Annotated in this window: 20 protein-coding genes; 7 read left to right on the forward strand and 13 right to left on the reverse strand. The window is 51.2% G+C overall.

Annotation, left to right across the window (positions count from 1 at the left end; genetic code table 11):
• Positions 1 to 2: 2 nt before the first annotated feature.
• Positions 3 to 1,229, forward strand: coding sequence for a hydroxymethylglutaryl-CoA reductase (NADPH) (gene hmgA, locus ACYQ27_RS09450; protein ID WP_460041530.1), 1,227 nt, complete (start codon positions 3 to 5; stop codon positions 1,227 to 1,229).
• On the opposite strand, the gene ACYQ27_RS09455 is transcribed toward hmgA, so the two are convergent.
• The 8 genes from ACYQ27_RS09455 to ACYQ27_RS09490 all read right to left on the reverse strand — a co-directional run bounded on the left by ACYQ27_RS09455 (position 1,226) and on the right by ACYQ27_RS09490 (position 7,356).
• Positions 1,226 to 1,804 (reverse strand): hypothetical protein, encoded by a 579-nt coding sequence (locus ACYQ27_RS09455; RefSeq protein WP_460041531.1) that lies wholly within the window; start codon positions 1,802 to 1,804, stop codon positions 1,226 to 1,228. The genes hmgA and ACYQ27_RS09455 overlap by 4 nt on opposite strands.
• 71 nt (positions 1,805 to 1,875) lie before the next feature.
• On the reverse strand, positions 1,876 to 2,418 hold the full coding sequence (locus ACYQ27_RS09460) for a hypothetical protein (RefSeq protein WP_460041532.1): 543 nt from the start codon (positions 2,416 to 2,418) through the stop codon (positions 1,876 to 1,878).
• Between the two features lie 113 nt (positions 2,419 to 2,531).
• Complete coding sequence (locus ACYQ27_RS09465; protein ID WP_460041533.1) at positions 2,532 to 3,059, reverse strand: hypothetical protein; 528 nt, start codon at positions 3,057 to 3,059, stop codon at positions 2,532 to 2,534.
• A 35-nt stretch (positions 3,060 to 3,094) separates the two neighbouring features.
• The gene (gatE, locus tag ACYQ27_RS09470) at positions 3,095 to 4,984 is read right to left on the reverse strand and encodes a Glu-tRNA(Gln) amidotransferase subunit GatE (protein ID WP_460041534.1); all 1,890 of its coding nucleotides are present in this window, start codon (positions 4,982 to 4,984) and stop codon (positions 3,095 to 3,097) included.
• Complete coding sequence (locus tag ACYQ27_RS09475; RefSeq protein WP_460041535.1) at positions 4,981 to 5,454, reverse strand: type II toxin-antitoxin system VapC family toxin; 474 nt, start codon at positions 5,452 to 5,454, stop codon at positions 4,981 to 4,983. Before ACYQ27_RS09475 ends, gatE begins: the two co-directional genes overlap by 4 nt.
• A complete protein-coding gene (locus ACYQ27_RS09480) occupies positions 5,420 to 5,632 on the reverse strand; it encodes an antitoxin family protein (RefSeq protein ID WP_456394023.1) in 213 nt (70 codons plus the stop codon). The genes ACYQ27_RS09475 and ACYQ27_RS09480 overlap by 35 nt, the downstream gene beginning before the upstream one ends.
• Positions 5,633 to 5,637: 5 nt before the next feature.
• Positions 5,638 to 6,957 carry a Glu-tRNA(Gln) amidotransferase subunit GatD gene (gene gatD, locus ACYQ27_RS09485; RefSeq protein WP_460041536.1) on the reverse strand — a complete coding sequence of 440 codons (1,320 nt, stop codon included), beginning with the start codon at positions 6,955 to 6,957 and terminating at the stop codon, positions 5,638 to 5,640.
• Between the two features lie 105 nt (positions 6,958 to 7,062).
• Positions 7,063 to 7,356: a transcriptional regulator gene (locus tag ACYQ27_RS09490; protein WP_456454092.1), complete on the reverse strand. Its 294-nt coding sequence runs from the start codon at positions 7,354 to 7,356 to the stop codon at positions 7,063 to 7,065.
• Between the two features lie 56 nt (positions 7,357 to 7,412).
• On the opposite strand from ACYQ27_RS09490, the gene ACYQ27_RS09495 reads away from it, so the two are divergent.
• From ACYQ27_RS09495 to rsmA, 5 genes are all read left to right on the forward strand, one after another.
• Positions 7,413 to 8,588: a tRNA pseudouridine(54/55) synthase Pus10 gene (locus ACYQ27_RS09495; protein ID WP_456394020.1), complete on the forward strand. Its 1,176-nt coding sequence runs from the start codon at positions 7,413 to 7,415 to the stop codon at positions 8,586 to 8,588.
• Positions 8,589 to 8,724: 136 nt separating this feature from the next.
• Positions 8,725 to 9,018: a 50S ribosomal protein L21e gene (locus ACYQ27_RS09500; protein ID WP_456454090.1), complete on the forward strand. Its 294-nt coding sequence runs from the start codon at positions 8,725 to 8,727 to the stop codon at positions 9,016 to 9,018.
• Positions 9,019 to 9,023: 5 nt separating this feature from the next.
• Positions 9,024 to 9,374, forward strand: coding sequence for an RNA polymerase Rpb4 family protein (locus tag ACYQ27_RS09505; RefSeq protein WP_456454088.1), 351 nt, complete (start codon positions 9,024 to 9,026; stop codon positions 9,372 to 9,374).
• A gap of 81 nt (positions 9,375 to 9,455) precedes the next feature.
• Positions 9,456 to 10,085, forward strand: a complete 630-nt coding sequence (locus tag ACYQ27_RS09510; protein ID WP_456394017.1) for a DUF655 domain-containing protein — start codon at positions 9,456 to 9,458, stop codon at positions 10,083 to 10,085.
• Positions 10,082 to 10,903, forward strand: coding sequence for a 16S rRNA (adenine(1518)-N(6)/adenine(1519)-N(6))-dimethyltransferase RsmA (gene rsmA / locus ACYQ27_RS09515; RefSeq protein ID WP_456454086.1), 822 nt, complete (start codon positions 10,082 to 10,084; stop codon positions 10,901 to 10,903). Before ACYQ27_RS09510 ends, rsmA begins: the two co-directional genes overlap by 4 nt.
• Here rsmA and ACYQ27_RS09520 read toward each other — a convergent pair.
• Positions 10,895 to 11,407, reverse strand: coding sequence for a ferritin family protein (locus ACYQ27_RS09520; RefSeq protein ID WP_456454096.1), 513 nt, complete (start codon positions 11,405 to 11,407; stop codon positions 10,895 to 10,897). The genes rsmA and ACYQ27_RS09520 overlap by 9 nt on opposite strands.
• A gap of 89 nt (positions 11,408 to 11,496) precedes the next feature.
• On the opposite strand from ACYQ27_RS09520, the gene ACYQ27_RS09525 reads away from it, so the two are divergent.
• Positions 11,497 to 13,254: a radical SAM protein gene (locus tag ACYQ27_RS09525; RefSeq protein ID WP_456454084.1), complete on the forward strand. Its 1,758-nt coding sequence runs from the start codon at positions 11,497 to 11,499 to the stop codon at positions 13,252 to 13,254.
• On the opposite strand, the gene ACYQ27_RS09530 is transcribed toward ACYQ27_RS09525, so the two are convergent.
• The 4 genes from ACYQ27_RS09530 to amrS all read right to left on the reverse strand — a co-directional run bounded on the left by ACYQ27_RS09530 (position 13,232) and on the right by amrS (position 18,090).
• Positions 13,232 to 13,897: a hypothetical protein gene (locus ACYQ27_RS09530; RefSeq protein WP_456454082.1), complete on the reverse strand. Its 666-nt coding sequence runs from the start codon at positions 13,895 to 13,897 to the stop codon at positions 13,232 to 13,234. The genes ACYQ27_RS09525 and ACYQ27_RS09530 overlap by 23 nt on opposite strands.
• A 47-nt stretch (positions 13,898 to 13,944) precedes the next feature.
• The gene (locus ACYQ27_RS09535) at positions 13,945 to 15,756 is read right to left on the reverse strand and encodes an S-layer protein (RefSeq protein ID WP_460041537.1); all 1,812 of its coding nucleotides are present in this window, start codon (positions 15,754 to 15,756) and stop codon (positions 13,945 to 13,947) included.
• A gap of 193 nt (positions 15,757 to 15,949) precedes the next feature.
• Positions 15,950 to 16,798 (reverse strand): hypothetical protein, encoded by an 849-nt coding sequence (locus ACYQ27_RS09540; protein ID WP_456453729.1) that lies wholly within the window; start codon positions 16,796 to 16,798, stop codon positions 15,950 to 15,952.
• Between the two features lie 245 nt (positions 16,799 to 17,043).
• Positions 17,044 to 18,090, reverse strand: coding sequence for an AmmeMemoRadiSam system radical SAM enzyme (gene amrS / locus ACYQ27_RS09545; protein ID WP_456453731.1), 1,047 nt, complete (start codon positions 18,088 to 18,090; stop codon positions 17,044 to 17,046).
• Positions 18,091 to 18,168: the final 78 nt, after the last annotated feature.

Below are 18,168 nucleotides of genomic sequence, written 5' to 3' on the forward strand. Positions count from 1 at the left end.
CTATGGAGATCGAGGAGATTGTTGAGAAAGTTGCCGGCGGAGAGATAAAGCTCCACCAGGTTGAAAAGTACACAAACGGAGATAAGAAACTCGCCACTGAAATAAGGAGAAAGGCGCTTGAAAAGAAGCTCGGTGTAAGGCTTGAGAACATAGGGCACTACTCCATAGACCCGGAGAGGGTCATAGGCAAGAACATCGAGAACATGATAGGCGTCGTCCAGATACCGATGGGCGTCGCTGGACCGCTTAAAATCAACGGCGAGTACGCGAAGGGCGAATTTTACATTCCGCTCGCGACCACGGAGGGTGCTCTCGTTGCTTCAGTGAACAGGGGCTGTTCCGCCCTCACGGAAGCTGGGGGCGTCAAGACCACCATCATAGACGACAAGATGACCCGGGCACCGCTCCTCAAGTGCCCCGACGCGAGGAGGGCGAGGGAGGTTGCGGAGTGGGTCAAGGCCAACATCGACTACCTCCAGGAGAAGGCCGTGAGCAAGGTCACCAGACACGGGAAGCTCAGGGGTGTTAAACCCTACATCGTCGGCAACAACCTCTACCTCCGCTTCGAGTTCGAGACCGGCGATGCCATGGGCATGAACATGGTGACGATATCAAGTGAGGAGATAATGAAGGTCATCGAGGAGCACTTTCCGGACGTGAGATACCTCGCGCTTTCGGGCAACCTGTGTGTGGACAAGAAGCCGAACGCCATGAACTTCATCAACGGCCGCGGGAAGACCGTTATTGCCGAGGCGGTGATACCAAGGGAGATCGTTGAGAGGAAGCTGAAGACGACGCCGGAGCTCATAGCCGAGGTCAACTACAGGAAGAACCTCGTAGGTTCCGCTCAGGCTGGCTCCTACGGCTTCAACGCCCACTTCGCCAATATAGTCGGGGCAATATTCCTCGCCACCGGCCAGGACGAGGCCCAGATTACCGAAGGCTCACATGGCATAACCCTCGCCGAGGTCACTCCCGAGGGAGACCTCTACGTAAGCGTCACCATGCCGAGCCTCGAGATAGGCACAGTCGGCGGAGGAACCCGCGTCCCGACCCAGAGGGAAGCGTTGAGCATAATGGGCGTCGCCGGCGGTGGGGAGCCAGCGGGAACCAACGCCAGGAAGTTCGCGGAGATAATAGCCGGTGCAGTTTTAGCTGGAGAACTCTCACTTCTGGCGGCAATAGCGGCGAAGCACCTGGCAAAGGCCCACAAGGAGCTCGGACGCTAAAGGGAGACCTCAATCACCTTCCCCTTCCTTTTTGAAGCTCTGTACATCTTTCTGACGGTCTTTTCATCGAATCCGTTGATGTAGGTTTTCACCTGCTTCGGCCCGAAGAGGTATTCGACGGTTGAAACAACCGCACCAAGAAGAACCACCGCCCAGAGGCCGAGATGGAAATAATCCCCAGCGGAAACGATGATGAGGGATGCTATAGCATCTATGATGAAGCGCCACTTCCTGCCCTTCCTCCTGAGGCCCCCTCCGGTGAGCCTCTCAATGTCGTTTTCAGCAAGGGCATCGAAGAACTTTTTGAGTCCCCGTCTGGGAACTACGAAAACCCCCGGAAAGGCGTCGTTGATCAGGACGAGCTCCTCCCCAATTGGAAGGACGAATACATGGCGGTTTTCGCTCCTAAGGTCAATAACGAGAAGTCCCCCGTTCCTTTCCGGAGGCTGAATGACGGAGAAGCTCCCGGGAGAGGGGTTCCTGAACTCAAGGACCGAAGGAAAGGACTCTCTAACCCTCTCCGGAGGAACATTCAGCTCGTAGTAGAAAACAGGCACGACGTTTATGAGCCCCATGGAAAAGAAAACAACTTCATACCTTAAAAATTTTATTGATCAATCCGGGTAAGATCTGGAGCGCCCCACCGCTAAACACTCTTTTCTCCTGCGCGCTTTATCCTTACCACCATGATTCTTCCGCCGGGTTTTGGAACAGGGATGACTTTAACTCCCTTGAGGTAAAGCACGGAGAACGGGTAATCTACTATCATGAAGAGAACGAACGCCATCACGCCCACAACTATGCTCTGCACAATGACGCTCCCAAACCCCATGAGGGCTGAGAGCACCATGCTTCCAATGAAGCTGATGATGAAGTTCACGAGGGATCTGTGTTTGTGCCTGGCCCCTGAGATCCTCTTTTCAAATATCATCCGCAGGAGGGCCTCAAATCCCTCCTCGCTGCCCACTTCAAAACCGATGGCAAACTCGGGCCTCATCAGGTCTTCAACATCAAAGATTTCTCCTGTTGAAAAGATGTAGAATACCCTGCCGAGCTCACCCCTGACTTCCAGAATTGTGATAAAATTGCCCTCCCTGTAAAGGATACCCGGATCAGGGTTAATGAAATCCGGATCAGGGTCTGCCAGCCTCCTGAAGCTAATTCCCTTTGAGGACAAATAGGCCTCCACCTCCCGCATGCCGGTGGAGACGTGGTCAAATCGAAAGCAGGCGTAAACACACCTCTTCTTTTTGCGAAAAATGCGGAACTTTCTTCCAATGCTTCTCATATTCCCCCACCATCTCAGCGTTTCTTCTTTTTGTACCCTCTCCTGAACCCCTCTATCAGACCTGAAAGCAGAAAAACCAGAGGAAGGAGATTACTGACCCATCCGGCCTGATCATTTTTATAGCCGAAGTAGCTCAACACAAAAAAGCCTCCCCACAGAATAATCTGAAGAACGGTGGAGATTTTATTTACGCTCCATTTCCTGTGAGCCTTTCCCTCCGCAATCTCTCTGAGAACCGCCTCCAGACCCTTCTCCTTCCCGATTTCATATTCGTATGCCGCTTCCGGTTTTTCAATGTTTTCCACGACCGGAGCTATGTAGAACCACCTGCTCAGCTCATCCCGGAGCTCTATAATATAGACCTTTCCGGAACTTCTCAGAATACTCCTGGAATTTTCAAAAAGGCTGTACTCATCGGGATTCACAAGCCTGACGAAGTGCTTCAGATGCCTCTCCATTTCTCTTGCATATGCACTCATCGGCTGGTTCCGGAGCTCAAAGAGATAATAGATGATTTTCATCTTTTCTGCCATGGTTCCCACGATAAAAGGTAAAACGAGAAATTTAAAAACTTAACTCAACTGCTCAGCTCCTGAATCTTTTTCCTCACGAGCGAGCTGACGAGCTTTCCGTCCGCCCTTCCGCGGAGCCTTGCCATGGCCCTTCCCATGATCATGCCCATCGCTCCCATTCCCTTGGCCTTTATGACTTCTATGTGGGCCTGAACAACCTCATCTATTATCCTCTCGGCCTCCTCCTCGCTGAGGAGCGTCAGGCCTTTCTCTTCCGCGATCTGCTTCGCGGTCTTCTCCGGGCTCTTCGCCAGTTCCTTGAATATCTTCTCGAAGGCCTCCTTCGCTATCTTTCCGCTGAGGTAGAGATCAAAGGCTTCCCTGATGTGTTCATCGCTTATGTTCTCAATGGGCACTTCCTTTTTGAGTCCCTTGAGCACAACTACGAGAATTGAGGCAGCTAGGGACGGCTTGACACCTTTTCCGATTAGCTCCTCAAAGAGCTCGTCGCGTTCGTCGTTCACGAGGGTCTCAGCAAGGCTTCTGTCTATTCCGTACTCCCTCACATAGCGTTCAACGCGCTCCTGCGGCAGTTCGGGAAGATTTGCAAGTATCTCACTTTTCATCTCGTCCGTTATCAGTATCGGGGGTATGTCCGTCTCGGGGTACATCCGGGCCTTGCCCGGCAGGGGGCGCATGTACTGGGTGTTTCCGTCCGGCAGGGCTCTCCTCGTTTCTTCAGGAACGCCCTCAATGGCTTCCCTCGCCCTCTTAAGAACCTCGCGGAGGGCGTTCTTTGCGGTCTCCTCCTCCGCAGCAACGAGAACGAATGCATCTTCCTCTCCAAGGCCAAGTTTTTCGATAACCGCATTAACCTCTAATTCGGTAATTCCATAATTCGGCAGCTCATCGATGTGAAAGATGCCCTTCACGTACTTCTTGGCCCTGTCGGCCATCTCTGTTCCTAGTCTCCTTCCGGGCTGTATCTCCTTACCTATAAGTCCGCGGAACTTGGGAAGCTTTATTGCCAGAACCTTTCCGCCCCTCTTTATGGTTCTCGCTATTATCTTCGAGCCGGTGTTTTCGAATATATCCGTGACGTCGTGGAACTCCTCCTTTATTTCTTCGGGTTTAACGCCGCGCTTTCTGAGCTCGTCCCTTATCGCGAGAAGGTTGAGCTGCCTCTCAATCTCGTGCTCGATGATGACCGGTATCATGTCCAGCTCCTGCACACCTTTAATCTCGACCCTTGCCCCACCCCTGATGGAGACGTTCAGGTCTTGCCTGATGGTTCCGAGGCCGCGCTTGACCTTTCTCGTCGCCCTCAGAGCATCGCCGATGTACTTGGCGACGACCTTTGCCTGTTCCGGGTGGTGTATATCTGGTGTTGTGGCTATCTCAACGAGAGGTATTCCAAGGCGGTCGAGGCGGTAGATTACCTCTTTGTCCTTTCTTTCAACTATCCTGCAGGCGTCCTCTTCAAGGCATATCGTCGGTATCCCTACGCTTCCCCAGGGGGTATCAACCTTTCCGTTCATGGCTATTATCGCCGTTCTCTGGAAGCCCGAAACGTTCGAGCCGTCAATGACTATCTTCCTCATGAAGTGAACCTCGTCAACAGATGTTGCGTTGAGCAGGTAGCTTATCTGGAGGGAAACCCTCAGAGCCTCTTCGTCCGGCATGTGGGGCGGCTCTTCATCTATATAGACCAGATCGCTGAACCTGTAATTTCCTTCATAGACAAAGGTTCTTCCCTTCTTGAATTCCTCCAGCGCGGCGGGGTCAACCTCACCGAGCTCGCTTATCGTTGGCCTGAGCCTCCTCCGGAAGGTGAAATCAACCTCATCGCTGAACTCACTTGGGACTGGTGAGAACAGCTTTTTGGTGTCCAGCTGCCTGTGGATTTCAAGGCCAACCTTGAGGCCGAGTTTTTCGTAGTTGAACTTCTCAGTCATCTTAACACCTCCAGTGGGGTTCTCAAAAAGTCGTCATCAAATGTGGCTATCTTGCTTATTCCATAGTACTCACAGGCGGACACTATCATGGCATCGTTTGGGAGCAGGCCAAACTTCTTGCGTATATTTCTGGAGATGCGCATTATCTCCCAGTTCTCGTCGAGGAAAATCAAAACCTCAGAGGCAAGAAGGGAATCTAGGAATTCATCGAAGGTCTTCACAGGCTTGTATAGCTCAGGGTTCTTGGCGAGCTCTTTTCTAAGAGAGTAGAACTTGTAGCTTCCGGTTAGTTTCGTATAGTTCCTTGCGAGCAACTGAAAGGCAACCTCCCCGTATATTGTTGGGATCACTGCAAGAAGGTATCTCCTAGCCAGTTCCTCCATTAGCTCAATTCCACGTTTTTCCCCGAGTAGGTAATCTATCCAGACGTTTGAATCAACCATCACCGGCTCTTTTGAGAATGTACTCATGGTAAGCCTCCTCCCAGTCTATGTTCTTGAGGTTCTTCAGCTCCCTAAGCGCCCCAGCGTACCTCCTGATGGCCTCTTGGGGATCAGCTATGACTATCTCCACCTTGATTCCCTCAGGTAAGTCCACCTTATCAAGGGGCTTGAAGACCCCATTCTTGTAAACCGCCTTAATCCCCATACTTATCACCTCAGGAAAGTGTCAAATCTCGTGTAGGGTGTTATCTCGCCAGCATAGTTGGTCAGCATCATTTCGCGCACTTCCTTCGGGTCGTCGGTGTGGCCGAGAACCCACATGAGTTTAACATAGGCGGTCTCAGGAAGCATGTCCTCGCACGGAATCACGCCGGCCTTGAGGAGCCTCCTGCCGGTGGAGTATACGTTGAGGTTCACCCTCCCGTAGAGGCACTGGCTGGTCATGCAGACTGCAAGACCCTCCTCGGTGGCGCGTTTTATGGAGTCTATGAGGTAAGTAGGCACATGGCCCAGTCCGGTGCCCTCAATGACCAGACCCCTATAGCCCTTATCGACGAAGAAGTCTATGACCTCCGGCTGGATTCCGGGGAATGCCTTGACGAGGGCTACCCTCTCCTCCATCTCATCGTCCACCCAGACCTCGCTATCGGTTCTTCTCCTGTAGTCGCTCCTGAGGAACTCGATTTTGCCGTCTGGCCATATTCTCGCGAGAGGGATGTCGTTGATGCTCCTGAAGGCATCCCTCCTGCTCGTGTGCATCTTTCTTGCTTTTGTCCCGCGGTGGGCCAGGCAGTAGGTGTCGCCGGTCTCGCCGTGCATGACTATGGCAACTTCCCCAAAGTCGGCAGTTGCCATTCTGACCGAGCATATCAGGTTCATAGCGGCGTCACTGCTCGGCCTGTCGGAGCTCCTCTGGGAGCCGACGAGAATAACCGGCTTGCCCAAATCCCTGAGCATGAAGCTGAGCGCCGAGGCGGTGTAGGCCATCGTGTCCGTTCCGTGGGCTATCACAACACCATCCTCACTGCTGTTCAGCATTCCCGCAACCTCGTGGGCTATTTTAATCCAGTACTCCAAGCGCATGTCCTCGCTCATTATGTTGAAGAGAAGCTTCGGCGTTATGTTCGCTATCTCGAATATCTCGGGAACGGCCTTGGCGAGCTCCTCTGCGGTGAAGGCCGCGTGAACGGCGCCGGTCTTGTAGTCAATCCTGCTCGCTATGGTTCCGCCGGTTCCTATTATCGCGACGCTTGGAAGGCCGGGCTTTTTGGGAAAGACCTCCTCAAACTGGAGCTCTTCCTTTGGAGCGGCCTTCTCTATGATTTCAACGGAGAGGATTTGATCAACCAGTATTCCGATGTTGTACCCGTTGTCGAGCTTCAGCGTGAGGGTCTCGCCGCTGGAGAGCTCGTAAGGGTTCATAACGATGCCCTCATAGACGCTCGTGTTTCCGTTCTCCTTTTCGATTATCCGGACGTAATCTCCGACTTCAAGGCCTTTTTCCTTCATAAACCTCTCAACTTTACGCATAGCTCTCCCTCCGGGGAATAGTGCACCCAATCCAATATAAACCTTCGGTCTGGACAAGTGACGAAATCGGGCTAAAATTATGAGTGAATCCCGTCAGAATGACAGCTATCTGGCCTCAATCTTAAACCTCGGCTCCTCTATCCACTCCGACTTGCACCTCGGACAGCGTGAGGGGATGTGAATCTCTGGCCTGAAAACGAAGCCGCACTTCCTGCACTCCGCGGGCTTTATGAGGAGCACCTTGCCCTCGCGCTTGAGGGTTCTCTGGATGACCTTCAGGTCCTCGATGATAACCTTCCTCGCCCCCCTGCCCCTCAGTTCGAGGGCTAGTGCAAGCTCTCCCGGTGAGTAGTCCCTCTCCTCCAAAAGCTTTATTATGCGCTGCCTGCGAGTCATCATCGGCACTTGATCAGATGCCCGGGATATAAACGTTGCGGGATTTGCCGGTGAGAGGTATGATACTTAAAAAAGCGGAAGAAGTGCTTGAGGAATATGCTCTGTGCGATCGCTGCCTCGGGAGGCTGTTCGGCAGGCTTGGAAAAGGAGAAAACAGAAAACGGGGAGAAGCCATCAGACTTGTGCTTAACATGGAAAGGGAGGCAGAGGGGCTACCACCGTTTGAAGAGCCGGAGGAGTGTGTGCTCTGTCTGAATGTCTTTGACAGGGTGGATGAGATTGCAGGGCTCATCGTAAGGACGGCAGAAAAGATAGAATTTGAGAGCTTTCTGATCGGCTCAAGGTTTCCGAAGGAAGTGCTTGAAAGGGAGAGGGAGATTGCGGATAAGTTCGGGCTTGAATACATGGAGCCCATAAACCGGGAGTTCAACAGGGAAGCGGGGAAGAGTGTCGAGGGAATCTTGGGAAAGCCCGTGGACAGGAAAACTCCCGATGTCGTGTTTATAGTAGACCCATATGCCATGAGAATCGAGCTTCAGATTAAGCCCCTCCTTGTATACGGGAGATACCGGAAGCTCGTGCGGGGAATTCCCCAGACTCCCCTCAGGGGATACAGGGAGAGTGTTGCGTCCATAATATGCAGGCCGTTTTCGAAGGCATCGGGGGGCAGATGCGTCTTCCACGGTGCGGGCAGGGAGGACATAGATGTCAGGATGCTGGGGAACGGGAGGCCTTTCATCCTGGAGATAAAGAATCCGAAGCGGAGAAGAATAAACCTGGAGGAAGCAGCGAAGGAAATAAACAGAAGCGGGATGGTTGAAGTTCTGGATTTGAGGTTCTCCAGCAGGGAGGAGATGGAAAAAATCCTCGCCGGCAGCCATAGGAAAATGTACGAGGCCGTTGTGCGCGTTGATGGGGGCGCCAATATCGGCGATATAAGAAGGGTTGAGGAAGCCCTAAGCGGTGCTTTAATCAGGCAGAAGACCCCAAAGAGGGTTCTTGGAAGACGGGCGGATATTATCAGGGAAAGAAGGGTATACCGGGCGGAAGGGGAGCTCATCGACGAAAATCACTTCAGGCTCAGGCTTTTAACGGATGGAGGACTTTACATAAAAGAGCTTATCTCCGGTGATGACGGGAGAACCGTACCCTCCGTAAGTTCAATTATCGGTAAAAAAGCATGGTGTGAGCTGCTTGATGTGATTGGCATATTTGATGTGGAGGAGCTGGACTGACCTCCATTTAAGTGAAAACTTTATAAATGATTCTCCCCGATTGGGTTACGAAGCCATAACAGGCTTAGTCTATATGCCGAAAAGGTTCGTGTAAATGAGTGTTGCGGGATAAACGGAAAGATGCGAGGTGATTTAAATGGTTCAAAAGGCACACAGCTTTAGGAGGAAGACGAGGGGTAAGCTCAGCAAATCCCCGAGAAGAAGGGGCCTTCCGCCTCTCACGAGGTTCCTCCAGGAATTTGAGGTGGGTCAGAGGGTTCATATCGTAATTGAACCAAGCTACCACAGGGGAATGCCCGACCCGCGGTTCCACGGAAGGACTGGAACCGTCGTCGGAAGGAGAGGCGATGCATACGTCGTGGAGCTCCTCGATGGGGGAAAGGTTAAGACCTTCTTCATTCATCCGGTTCATTTAAGGCCCCAGAAGTGAGGAATATGATAGGAAGAAAGAAGATTGAGGAACGCTACATTACCGTTGCAGAGACAAAAGAACTCCTCCACAGGAGAAAGGAGGACGGTGAGGAGGAAGAGATGTTCTATGAAGCCAGAATCAGCCTTGAGTACTCGGAGAGGTTTGCAAAGCTCAGCCCGGAGCAGGCGAGGGAGCTTAAGGAGAAGCTGATGGGACTGTTTGAATGGCTCGATGAAAGACTGGCAGCCAAGCTGATTGACCTTATGCCCGGGGACTACTTCGACATCCGGGTCATCTTTGCCAAGGAGGATTATATGCCGACACAGGAGGAGGCAGAGCGGATCATCCAGCTGATTGATGAATACCGGGCTTAACTTTCATTTTTATTTCCTGAACTCTTCTCGGAGACAAAAGTATAAAAAGAGTTGTATGCTATATTTTCTGGGGGAGAGAGCATGGATTACTATAGGAGACACAGTTATAGGGAAAGTCTGGATAAAAAGAGGAGAAGGAATGTTGAATATGAGGAGTATGCATATGTCCTTGATTATCTGCCCAGAGGTTACATCGATATAAATACCGGAAGGGAAAGCGGAAAGCCTGTCGCCCAGGTGCTCGGTGAGAAGGCATTTACACTCCTTGAGGTGACCCCAAAGACAGATTTAATGCTGTATGAGAGGGTGTTTATCGGAAAAGGGGAGAGGGATAAGGTTTTTATGATAAACAGAAAGCTCCACTATGACGATCTCACAGCCACTGCAAAGGCAGAGCTTCCCTACATTATTGAGGAAATCGTGAAGAAGGGCGAAAACAGATTCATTCAGTTTTTCAACATAGCCCCACCCATAACCAACCGTCTCCACAGCCTTGAGCTCCTTCCGGGCATAGGGAAGAAGCACATGTGGGAGATACTCGATGAAAGGAAGAGGGAGCCGTTTAAGAGCTTTGAGGACCTGAAGCACAGGGTCAAGGGGCTTCCTGACCCAGTCAAGATGATATCGAAGAGAATCCTTGACGAGCTGGAAGGAAGAGATAAGTACCGCCTCTTCGTAGGCTCAAGGCGCCTCTTCAGGGAGTCGAAATGAAGTCGAATCTTTTCTACCTTCTTTCAAAATACGGAATACGGCCCGATTCTAACATGGGCCAGAACTTCCTTATAGTGGAGGATGTGGTTAAGAGGGAAGTTGAGCGGGCAGAGATAAAAGAGAGCGAGACTGTTCTGGAGATCGGCCCCGGTCTGGGTGTTCTTACCGATGAGCTGAGCAGGGTGGCGAAAAAGGTATACGCGGTGGAAAAGGACCCGCGGGTAATTGAAATCCTGAAAAATGAGTACAGGTGGAGCAACGTCGAGATTATCAACGCGGATGCTCTAAAAATTGAGTTTCCCCCCTTTGACAGGATAGTTTCAAACCTTCCCTACCAGATTTCATCCCCGATAACGTTCAAATTTTTAAAGCATGACTTTAAGAGGGCCGTTCTGATATACCAGCTCGAATTTGCCCAGAGAATGGTGGCGAAGCCGGGCGATAGGAACTACTCCCGCCTGTCCGTAATGGTTCAGGCGAAAGCTCGCGCAGAACTGGTTGAAAAAATAGGCAGGGGTGCATTTTATCCAAAGCCCAAGGTTGATTCAGCTGTAATAGTTATGGAGCCGAAGCCGAAAAATGAGCAGGTGAGTTTAAATGAAGACCTGGTCAAGGCCCTCTTTCAGCACAGGCGCAAAACAGCATCCAGAGCACTGAAGGATTCATACCACATGCTCGGCCTCACAAAGGAGGAGTTTAAGGGGATTAAAAGAATCTTTGACAGCGTTCCCCATGCCAGGAAGAGGGTCTTCCATCTTGATGTCATCGATATCAAAGAAATTGAAGAGTTTTTGAGGGAAAACGGCATATTAACCTAATGCGGCGTAAATCTCCCTGAGCCTCTGAGAATATCCATCCGCGCTCTGCGCGAGATGAGCGAGTATTTCCCTCAGATCAGAGTCCCCCGCGTGTTCCATGAGGTAGTTGTAAAGCTCAGCCGCAGTTTCTTCACTCCCGATAAGGATTCCAAAAAGGTCGCTGATTCTCCCCCGCTTGAGCATCTCCTCCAGCTTGTATTCGGACATCTCGACCTCCAGAGATTGCAGCTGAATTGGGACCGGTTTTTCTCCGGGGAACATTTTTTTATAGAGACCAAGGAGCTTCTCCGCGTGCCCTATACTCTCCATGTAGAGGCTGAAGAAAACTTCGGAAATCCTTTCATCCCACGTGGTTTCCTTGCTCACCCTGTAAAGCCGGTAATACATCTCAGCCTTTCTGAATTCGCTGCTGACCCAGTAGGACATTATCCCCCTGGAATCCATTTTAAGGAGCTCGCTGATAATTTCCCTGAGTCTGTTCCTGGAAGACTCACCAAGTTTCATAGCCAATTACTAACACCAGAAAACAGATAGACACATGGGGTAATATGCTTTTCGCTGAATTTTTAAGCTCCAGCCTTTAAGGTGATACCATGATAGTCGCCATAATTGATGGTTACACGGATGAGCCGGCCGGCCTTGGGGTGCCGCCTTACCTGGGGATATACCCCCGCTATGCCTACGGGGCAGTGAAGAAGGCCAATCCAGGGGCTAATATATTTTATCTGACCATTGATGACCTGAGGTTCACTTTTGAAGGCGAGCAGGGGATAAGGACAAAGAACAGGACCCCAAACGCATTTAAAACCAGGGAAATCCTCCAAAAAGCGGAGTTAATAATTTACATAGGAGGCCTGCACACGCCCGGGAAATACCTATCCGCGGTGCCCTCCCAGGTTGAGGAGGTGGCCAGGTTCCTAAAGCCCTTTGAAGGCGTCAAGATTCTGGGTGGGCCGGCCTTTATGGGCTCCGCTCACGAAGGGGGAACCAGGATAGGGTCGAGAGAGCTCATGCTGGCCGCTCAGATTTTTGATTACATAGCCTATGGAGACCTGGAAGCCTTTCTCTACGACTATCTGACCGGCCCCAAAGATGCCGGCCCCTTCCGCTTTAGGACCTACGGGGAGCTTAGGGACTACGCCCTTCTGGGGGCCGAGGTGGTCAGGCAGTTCCCGGATTATCCGGACTTCCTCATAGTGGAAATCGAGACCCAGAGGGGATGCCCCAAAGCGGCGGGGATTGGGGGGTGCTCCTTCTGTACAGAGCCTCTGAGGTACAGAACCGTTGAGGACAGACCTATCAGGGACATCGTGGAGGAGGTCAGTGTTCTTTACAGCCTGGGGGTCAGACACTTCAGGGTGGGCAGACAGAGCTGCATCTTTTCGTATATGGCAAAACCGGATGGAAGGGTCCCAATTCCGAATCCCGATGCGCTGGAAAAGCTCTTCAAAGGCATAAGGAGCGTCGCCCCGGAGCTCAAAACCCTGCACGTTGATAACGCGAACCCCGCTGTTATAGCAAACCATCCCGAGGAGGGCAGGAGGATAGCAAAGACACTGATAAAATACGGAACGCCCGGGAATGTCGTCGCCTTTGGCCTTGAGAGCGCTGATCCAAAGGTGGCCAGAAAGAACAACCTCAACGCCACCGCCGATGAGACGTACGAAGCCGTTAAAATCCTGAACGAGGTTGGGGCCAGAAGGGGCCATAACGGGATGCCATGGCTGCTCCCGGGCATAAATATCCTCTTCGGGCTCCCCGGGGAAACCAAGAAAAGCTATGAAATAACATTCCAGTTTTTAAAGCGCCTCCTGGATGACGGCCTTCTTGTGAGGAGGATAAACATAAGGCAGGTTGTGGTCTTTCCGGGCACCCCCCTGTGGCACATGAGGGAGAAGGTAAAGACCGAAAAACACAGAGCGCTCACTAGACACTACAAGTATAAGATAAGGCACGAGATTGACCTCCCAATGCTGAAAAGGCTGGTCCCTGTGGGGACTGTTCTAAGGGATGTGAGAGCGGAGGTTTATGACAGCGGATTGACCTACGGGCGTCAGATAGGTAGCTACCCCATTATAGTGGGGATTCCAAAAGAAATCGGGCTAAACCGTTTTTATGACGTCCTGATAGTGGGACACGGGTTCAGGAGCATAACGGGAATCCCAATACCCGTAAACGTGAACAAAGAGAGCTCAAAAGTTCTCAGCTATCTTCCGGGAATAGGAAAGAGGAGGGTGATGAGAATCCTCTCAAAGAGGCCCTTTAAGAATGAGGAGGAATTCCTGGAAATAATAGGGGAGGAATACAGAGAGATGTACAGGGGCAGAATCACTTTACAGCAGAGCCTATGAGCCTTTTAATTGTTAGCACCTCAACAAACAGAGCCTCTTCACTTGTCCCTTCAATAACGAGAACCCCCTGCCTCGGGCAGAAAACTCTGTTTTCAGTGGCACCCTCTGCAGGACCGATGAGAATTATAACCAGATGCTTTCTGTTCCCTATCCTTCCGAGCCCTATGTTGATTTTCTGCATTATGCCGAGATAATCCGATTTCACGTTCTTCATTGTCTCGTATGCCGCCCTGTAGAGTGCGCTCGTGTTGTTTGCCCCCTTCTGGATGTTCTCGATATATGGCTTAACGCCATAGAGCGCTCCTATCATGAGGCCAAGCTCCATTGCTGTCCTCTTCCTGAGGGCACACTCCATACCCGAGCAACCTTTAAAGTCCGGATTTCCAACTATTATGGTTATTTTATCGTATGTGGTGCGAAGCGTCATGTTCAGGTCAATGAAAGGATCACCGGTTAGATAGCTCTCAAAATCAATTCTGTACAGCTTTCCTTCGTAAGGAGCCCCCACAGGTTTTACAGTCAGGGGCTTCTTTCCCGGATTAACGACATTTGAGAAGCTGTTATATGCATATACCGCAACAGACAGAGAAGCCACAACCAGAAGGACGATAACAAGCAGGGCATAGAAAGTTCTCTTCTTCAATGGAATCCCTCCAAGAAGCTGAAAGCAGGAGAGAAAGAAAAGAGAATTCAGGCCTTGGCAAGCTCGGCGATTCTTGCCATGAGAGCCTCAGCTGCGACCTGGGTTCCGTCCCTGTCGGTACCCGCAACGAGTACAACGCCGTGTCCGCCAATCTTGTCGCACTGGGCTTTGTAGACGATTACACCGTTGCCTTCGCCAATCTCGCTCTTCCAGCCGTTGTAGTCCTTCGGGACGCCGAGGGCGTCTGCAAGGGCCTCTGTGACCTTGTTGACAACCGGACCGCCGACGAGGATGAGGTTGCTGGTAACATTGCTGAGTGTGACGTTGGTGTCGAGGACTGTTATCGGGCTTGCTGGTGGGACAATCTCGAGGGTCTTGATGCCCTCAAATGTGGCCTTGCTCTTTCCGAGGTCGACCTGCCATCCTGAGAGGACATCTGAAAGATCCTTGTATTCGTACTTCGGCTGGGCGTAGTCGACTGAGAGCCAGATGTCAACAGCAAGCTCGTTGGTGCCATCGTTATTGATGTCCTTTGAATATTTCTCAACGTTGTAGGTTATCTTGTACTTGACTGCAGGGGTCTCTATGTTAAGGACCTTGCCCTTGATGGCATCCGGGTACGTGAGAACGACACCCTTGAGGGTCTTGGCTGTGGTGTTCACGCCTGTCCAGTCCACCACCCATCCGCTTATCTTGTCGCCGTCGTAGATCGTCTGGATATTGTATGTAACCTTGAGCTTGGCCTTGAGGATGTTCAGACCTGTGAAGACTCCCTCAACAGTTATCTCAACCTGGTCGTTGAGGAACGGAACGTTCGTGCTTGTGTCTGAAAGAACGTTCTGCTCTGATTCACCTGTCTTGAGGTTCTTAACCTCGACGAGGATCTCCTTGCTGATCATGTCAATATCAACAACGCTAACTTGGTAGTCGCCGAATGTCTTTGAGCTGTTTGCTGGTATCCATTCTGTTGCAGTTTCGCCGGCCTTAACGAAGTCGCCGTTGGTGTCACTTCCGATGTCAATTATGTTGAGGGTCTTGTCGAGAACCTGGATGGTGTCGCCGACGCCAACACCGTCAATGACTGTGCCATCTTGGGTGTATCCCGCAACAGGAGCATCTGAGACCACTGTGTCTGTGGTTGTCTCGGTTGTTCCCCAGACAGGGTCGGTGGTGTTCTCGGTTTTTGTCCACTTGTAGATTTCATAGTTCATGACGATCTTGAAGGCGTTTGCCGGTATCTCCATGAGGACGTTGCTCGCTGATGGTGGGTAACTGTAGGTTTCGTTCCACTCCTTGCCATCATCAGTTAGAAACTGTATCTTGTCGATGATGAAGTTCCATGAGACTCCGTAGGTGTGACCTCCAACAACAATATCGCTCTGGTTTGTGAGAGTAGCGAGGTCGTACGGGAAGTTGTTTGTCACCCATCCGCTGTAGTCCGTGCTGTAGGCGGCGCCGTTGTACCAGTAGTTTCCTGTGAGGTCTTCCCACTTCTGGGCTGTTGGCTGAGTGCCTGTGTATTCGTAGTAGTTTGAGTAAACCGGTATGTCGCCGATGTGGCTAACGTCCTTCTTAACGACGACTGAGAGATCCGTGAGGGGAGCTGTTGTAACCTCCTTCTCGGTGTAGAGTAAGCTTCCAAGTGCAACGGCTATGTCAGCAGCACCTGCAACATCCTGGGCAGCTGCCTGGGTACCAATCACAATTTTAACGTTTGGCTCTCCATTTTTAACAAAGAAGTCTTTTGGAATGTTAGCGCTGTCATCCTTTACAAGGGTTCCGCCAGCACTGGCCATGCCAAGAGTTGCTCCTATCATTGCGGCACCAACTGCAAGGGCCGCGATTTTCTTAACCTTCATTTCTTCAACACCTCCACATTTGTTGGGGGTTAGACCCCTTTCTAACAGTGTTGTCAATACCTTAATATCGGGTTTGGGTATATATACTTTTCGCTTTCAGACCCTTTCTAACGATTAAAAAAGCTCGATTATTGCCGTAAAAATGAAAGGGAGCTTAATTAAATGCCTACACTCAATTCGCCATTTGACGATATTATTCCTGCCCGGATTTAAGCATGCCTTCCTCTTTCAGCTTTTTCAGGAGCGGCCGGTGGATGAGTGAGTGGACAAAACCCGCCAGATCAGTAAGGGCACCCTGAAGCTCGTTGGCATTGATATCAATGATCTCCGGCTCCACAATGGATATCGCAACCGGGGAGTACTTGGCATTCAGCTGGAACATCGTCTCAAAGTCAGAGAGGAGTTCTGCGGCAACGAGGAAGTATCTGCTTCCCTCACTCTCTCCCTCCCCCTGTTCCTGGACGAGGATCGTGTTTATCATGCATCCCTCAAGGAAGAAGGCTTTTGCCATGCTCTCTTTTACCTCTTCAAGCTCCTTTCCGAAGGTTTCTATAACAAAACGGTAGCGGATGTACCTGTCCTCCATGATGGCGGACTCTATTTCCTCCTCTTCGTACCCTATCCTCGGCATCGGAACATCGTCGAGCTTCGGATATGCCGCCAGCCCGCCGTATGTGTCCATAAGCTTCGACATGAAGAAGGCCACCTCGCCCATAAGCTTCATGAGATCATTGGCCCTGAGTTCAAGGCTGCCGGGCCTGAGAACCTCCACCACAGCCGGAGCGTATTTAAGAACGGCTTTAACCACGTTCTCAAAGGACCCCGATAGAACAGCCTCTATCATGCTGGAGTATTTAAGGAGGTCGTCCCCTTCGTTTTCGATAACCTCTTCAGCCCTAACACGCTTCACTTTAACCGTGGTTTCCTTCTTCAGTGACTCCACAGTCTCCCTTACAGCCATTTCTAAGGCTTTCTTCTCGTTTCCCATGGCCTCAATATAGAATATAACCTCAACCTCACCCAATTTCGCTGAGTCTGTCATTTAAATCACCGAAAGCTTTTTAAGTTTTGGAGTGGTAAGGACTCCGAAAGAGTCCTTTTGGGGCTTTTCACCGTGCCCCAAAACGGATGCCGGGGAGCGCCCTTTGAAAACTGCCCTCCCGGGCAGTTGGAGCAATAACCCCGTGCTAGGGGTAACGGGCCGGAGACCCGGCCTGCGGGCTGAACTGAAACCGGCGACGGGAGTAAGTGATGGGTCCGCAAACCCCCCTCACAAAGGGGAGGAGGTCAGCACCATATTCCCTTATATCTCTTTTTTGTGTATGTGCCAACAACGGGAATTGGCTCCCCGCAGTATTCACATCTTCCATCTTTAACATGGTACTCCTCAATTTCAAAGCCCCATCTTACTATTAAAGGCTTTCCACACTTCGGGCAGTATGTGTTCTCCCCCTGATGTCCGGGTGCATTTCCAATATAAACGAACTTTAAGCCCTCCTCCCTGGCTATCCTGTAAGCCCTTTCAACGGTTTCCAAGGGAGTCGGCGGAAGATTGGTGAGCCTGTAGTGCGGGAAGAAGCGGGAGAAGTGGACCGGGGTGTCATCACCGAGCTCCCCAACGACCCATCTCGCAAATTCTCTGAACTCTTCCTCCCTGTCGTTAAGCGTTGGTATGATGAGATACGTTAGCTCCACGTGGATTCCAAACTCCTTCTTCGCAATCTCCGCAGTTTTTCTGCTCGGTTCCCCCCCGGGCACACCAGCTATCTTCATGTAGAATATATCATCAAAGGCCTTAATGTCGATATTCATGGCGTCAACATAGGGTGCAAGCTCCCTGAAAGGCTCTTCGTTTATGTATCCGTTTGTAACGAGGATGTTGTTGATGCCCTCATTTCTGGCAAGCTTTGCCGTATCGAGGACGAACTCATACCATATCGTGGGCTCATTGTATGTGTATGCTATGCTCTCACAGCCGTAGCGTTTTGCTATGGCCACAATGGATTCGGGGGCTGCCTTCTGGAGATAGGGAAATTTCTCGTCAGCCTGGCTTATCTCCCAGTTCTGACAGTGCCTGCAGTGCATGTTGCATCCAACAGTTCCTATGGAAAGGGCGCATGAACCCGGCCAGAAATGGAAAAGGGGCTTTTTCTCCACGGGGTCGGATGCTATGGACGACACAAGGCCGTAGTTGAGCGTGTAGAGCTTCCCGCCTCTGTTCTCCCTTACCCTGCACGAACCCCTCCTTCCCTCGCTGATGATGCAGTTGAGAGGGCACAGTCTGCATCTGACGGTGTCATCTCCAATCCTCTCCCAGTACATGGCCTCCCTCATGAGCATCACCTCTCACAGCTCACAGTTAAATTGTCGCGGATTGTTAATTAGGCTTTCCTGCCCTCTCCAGTACATAAC

The organism is Thermococcus atlanticus (genome assembly GCF_054657855.1).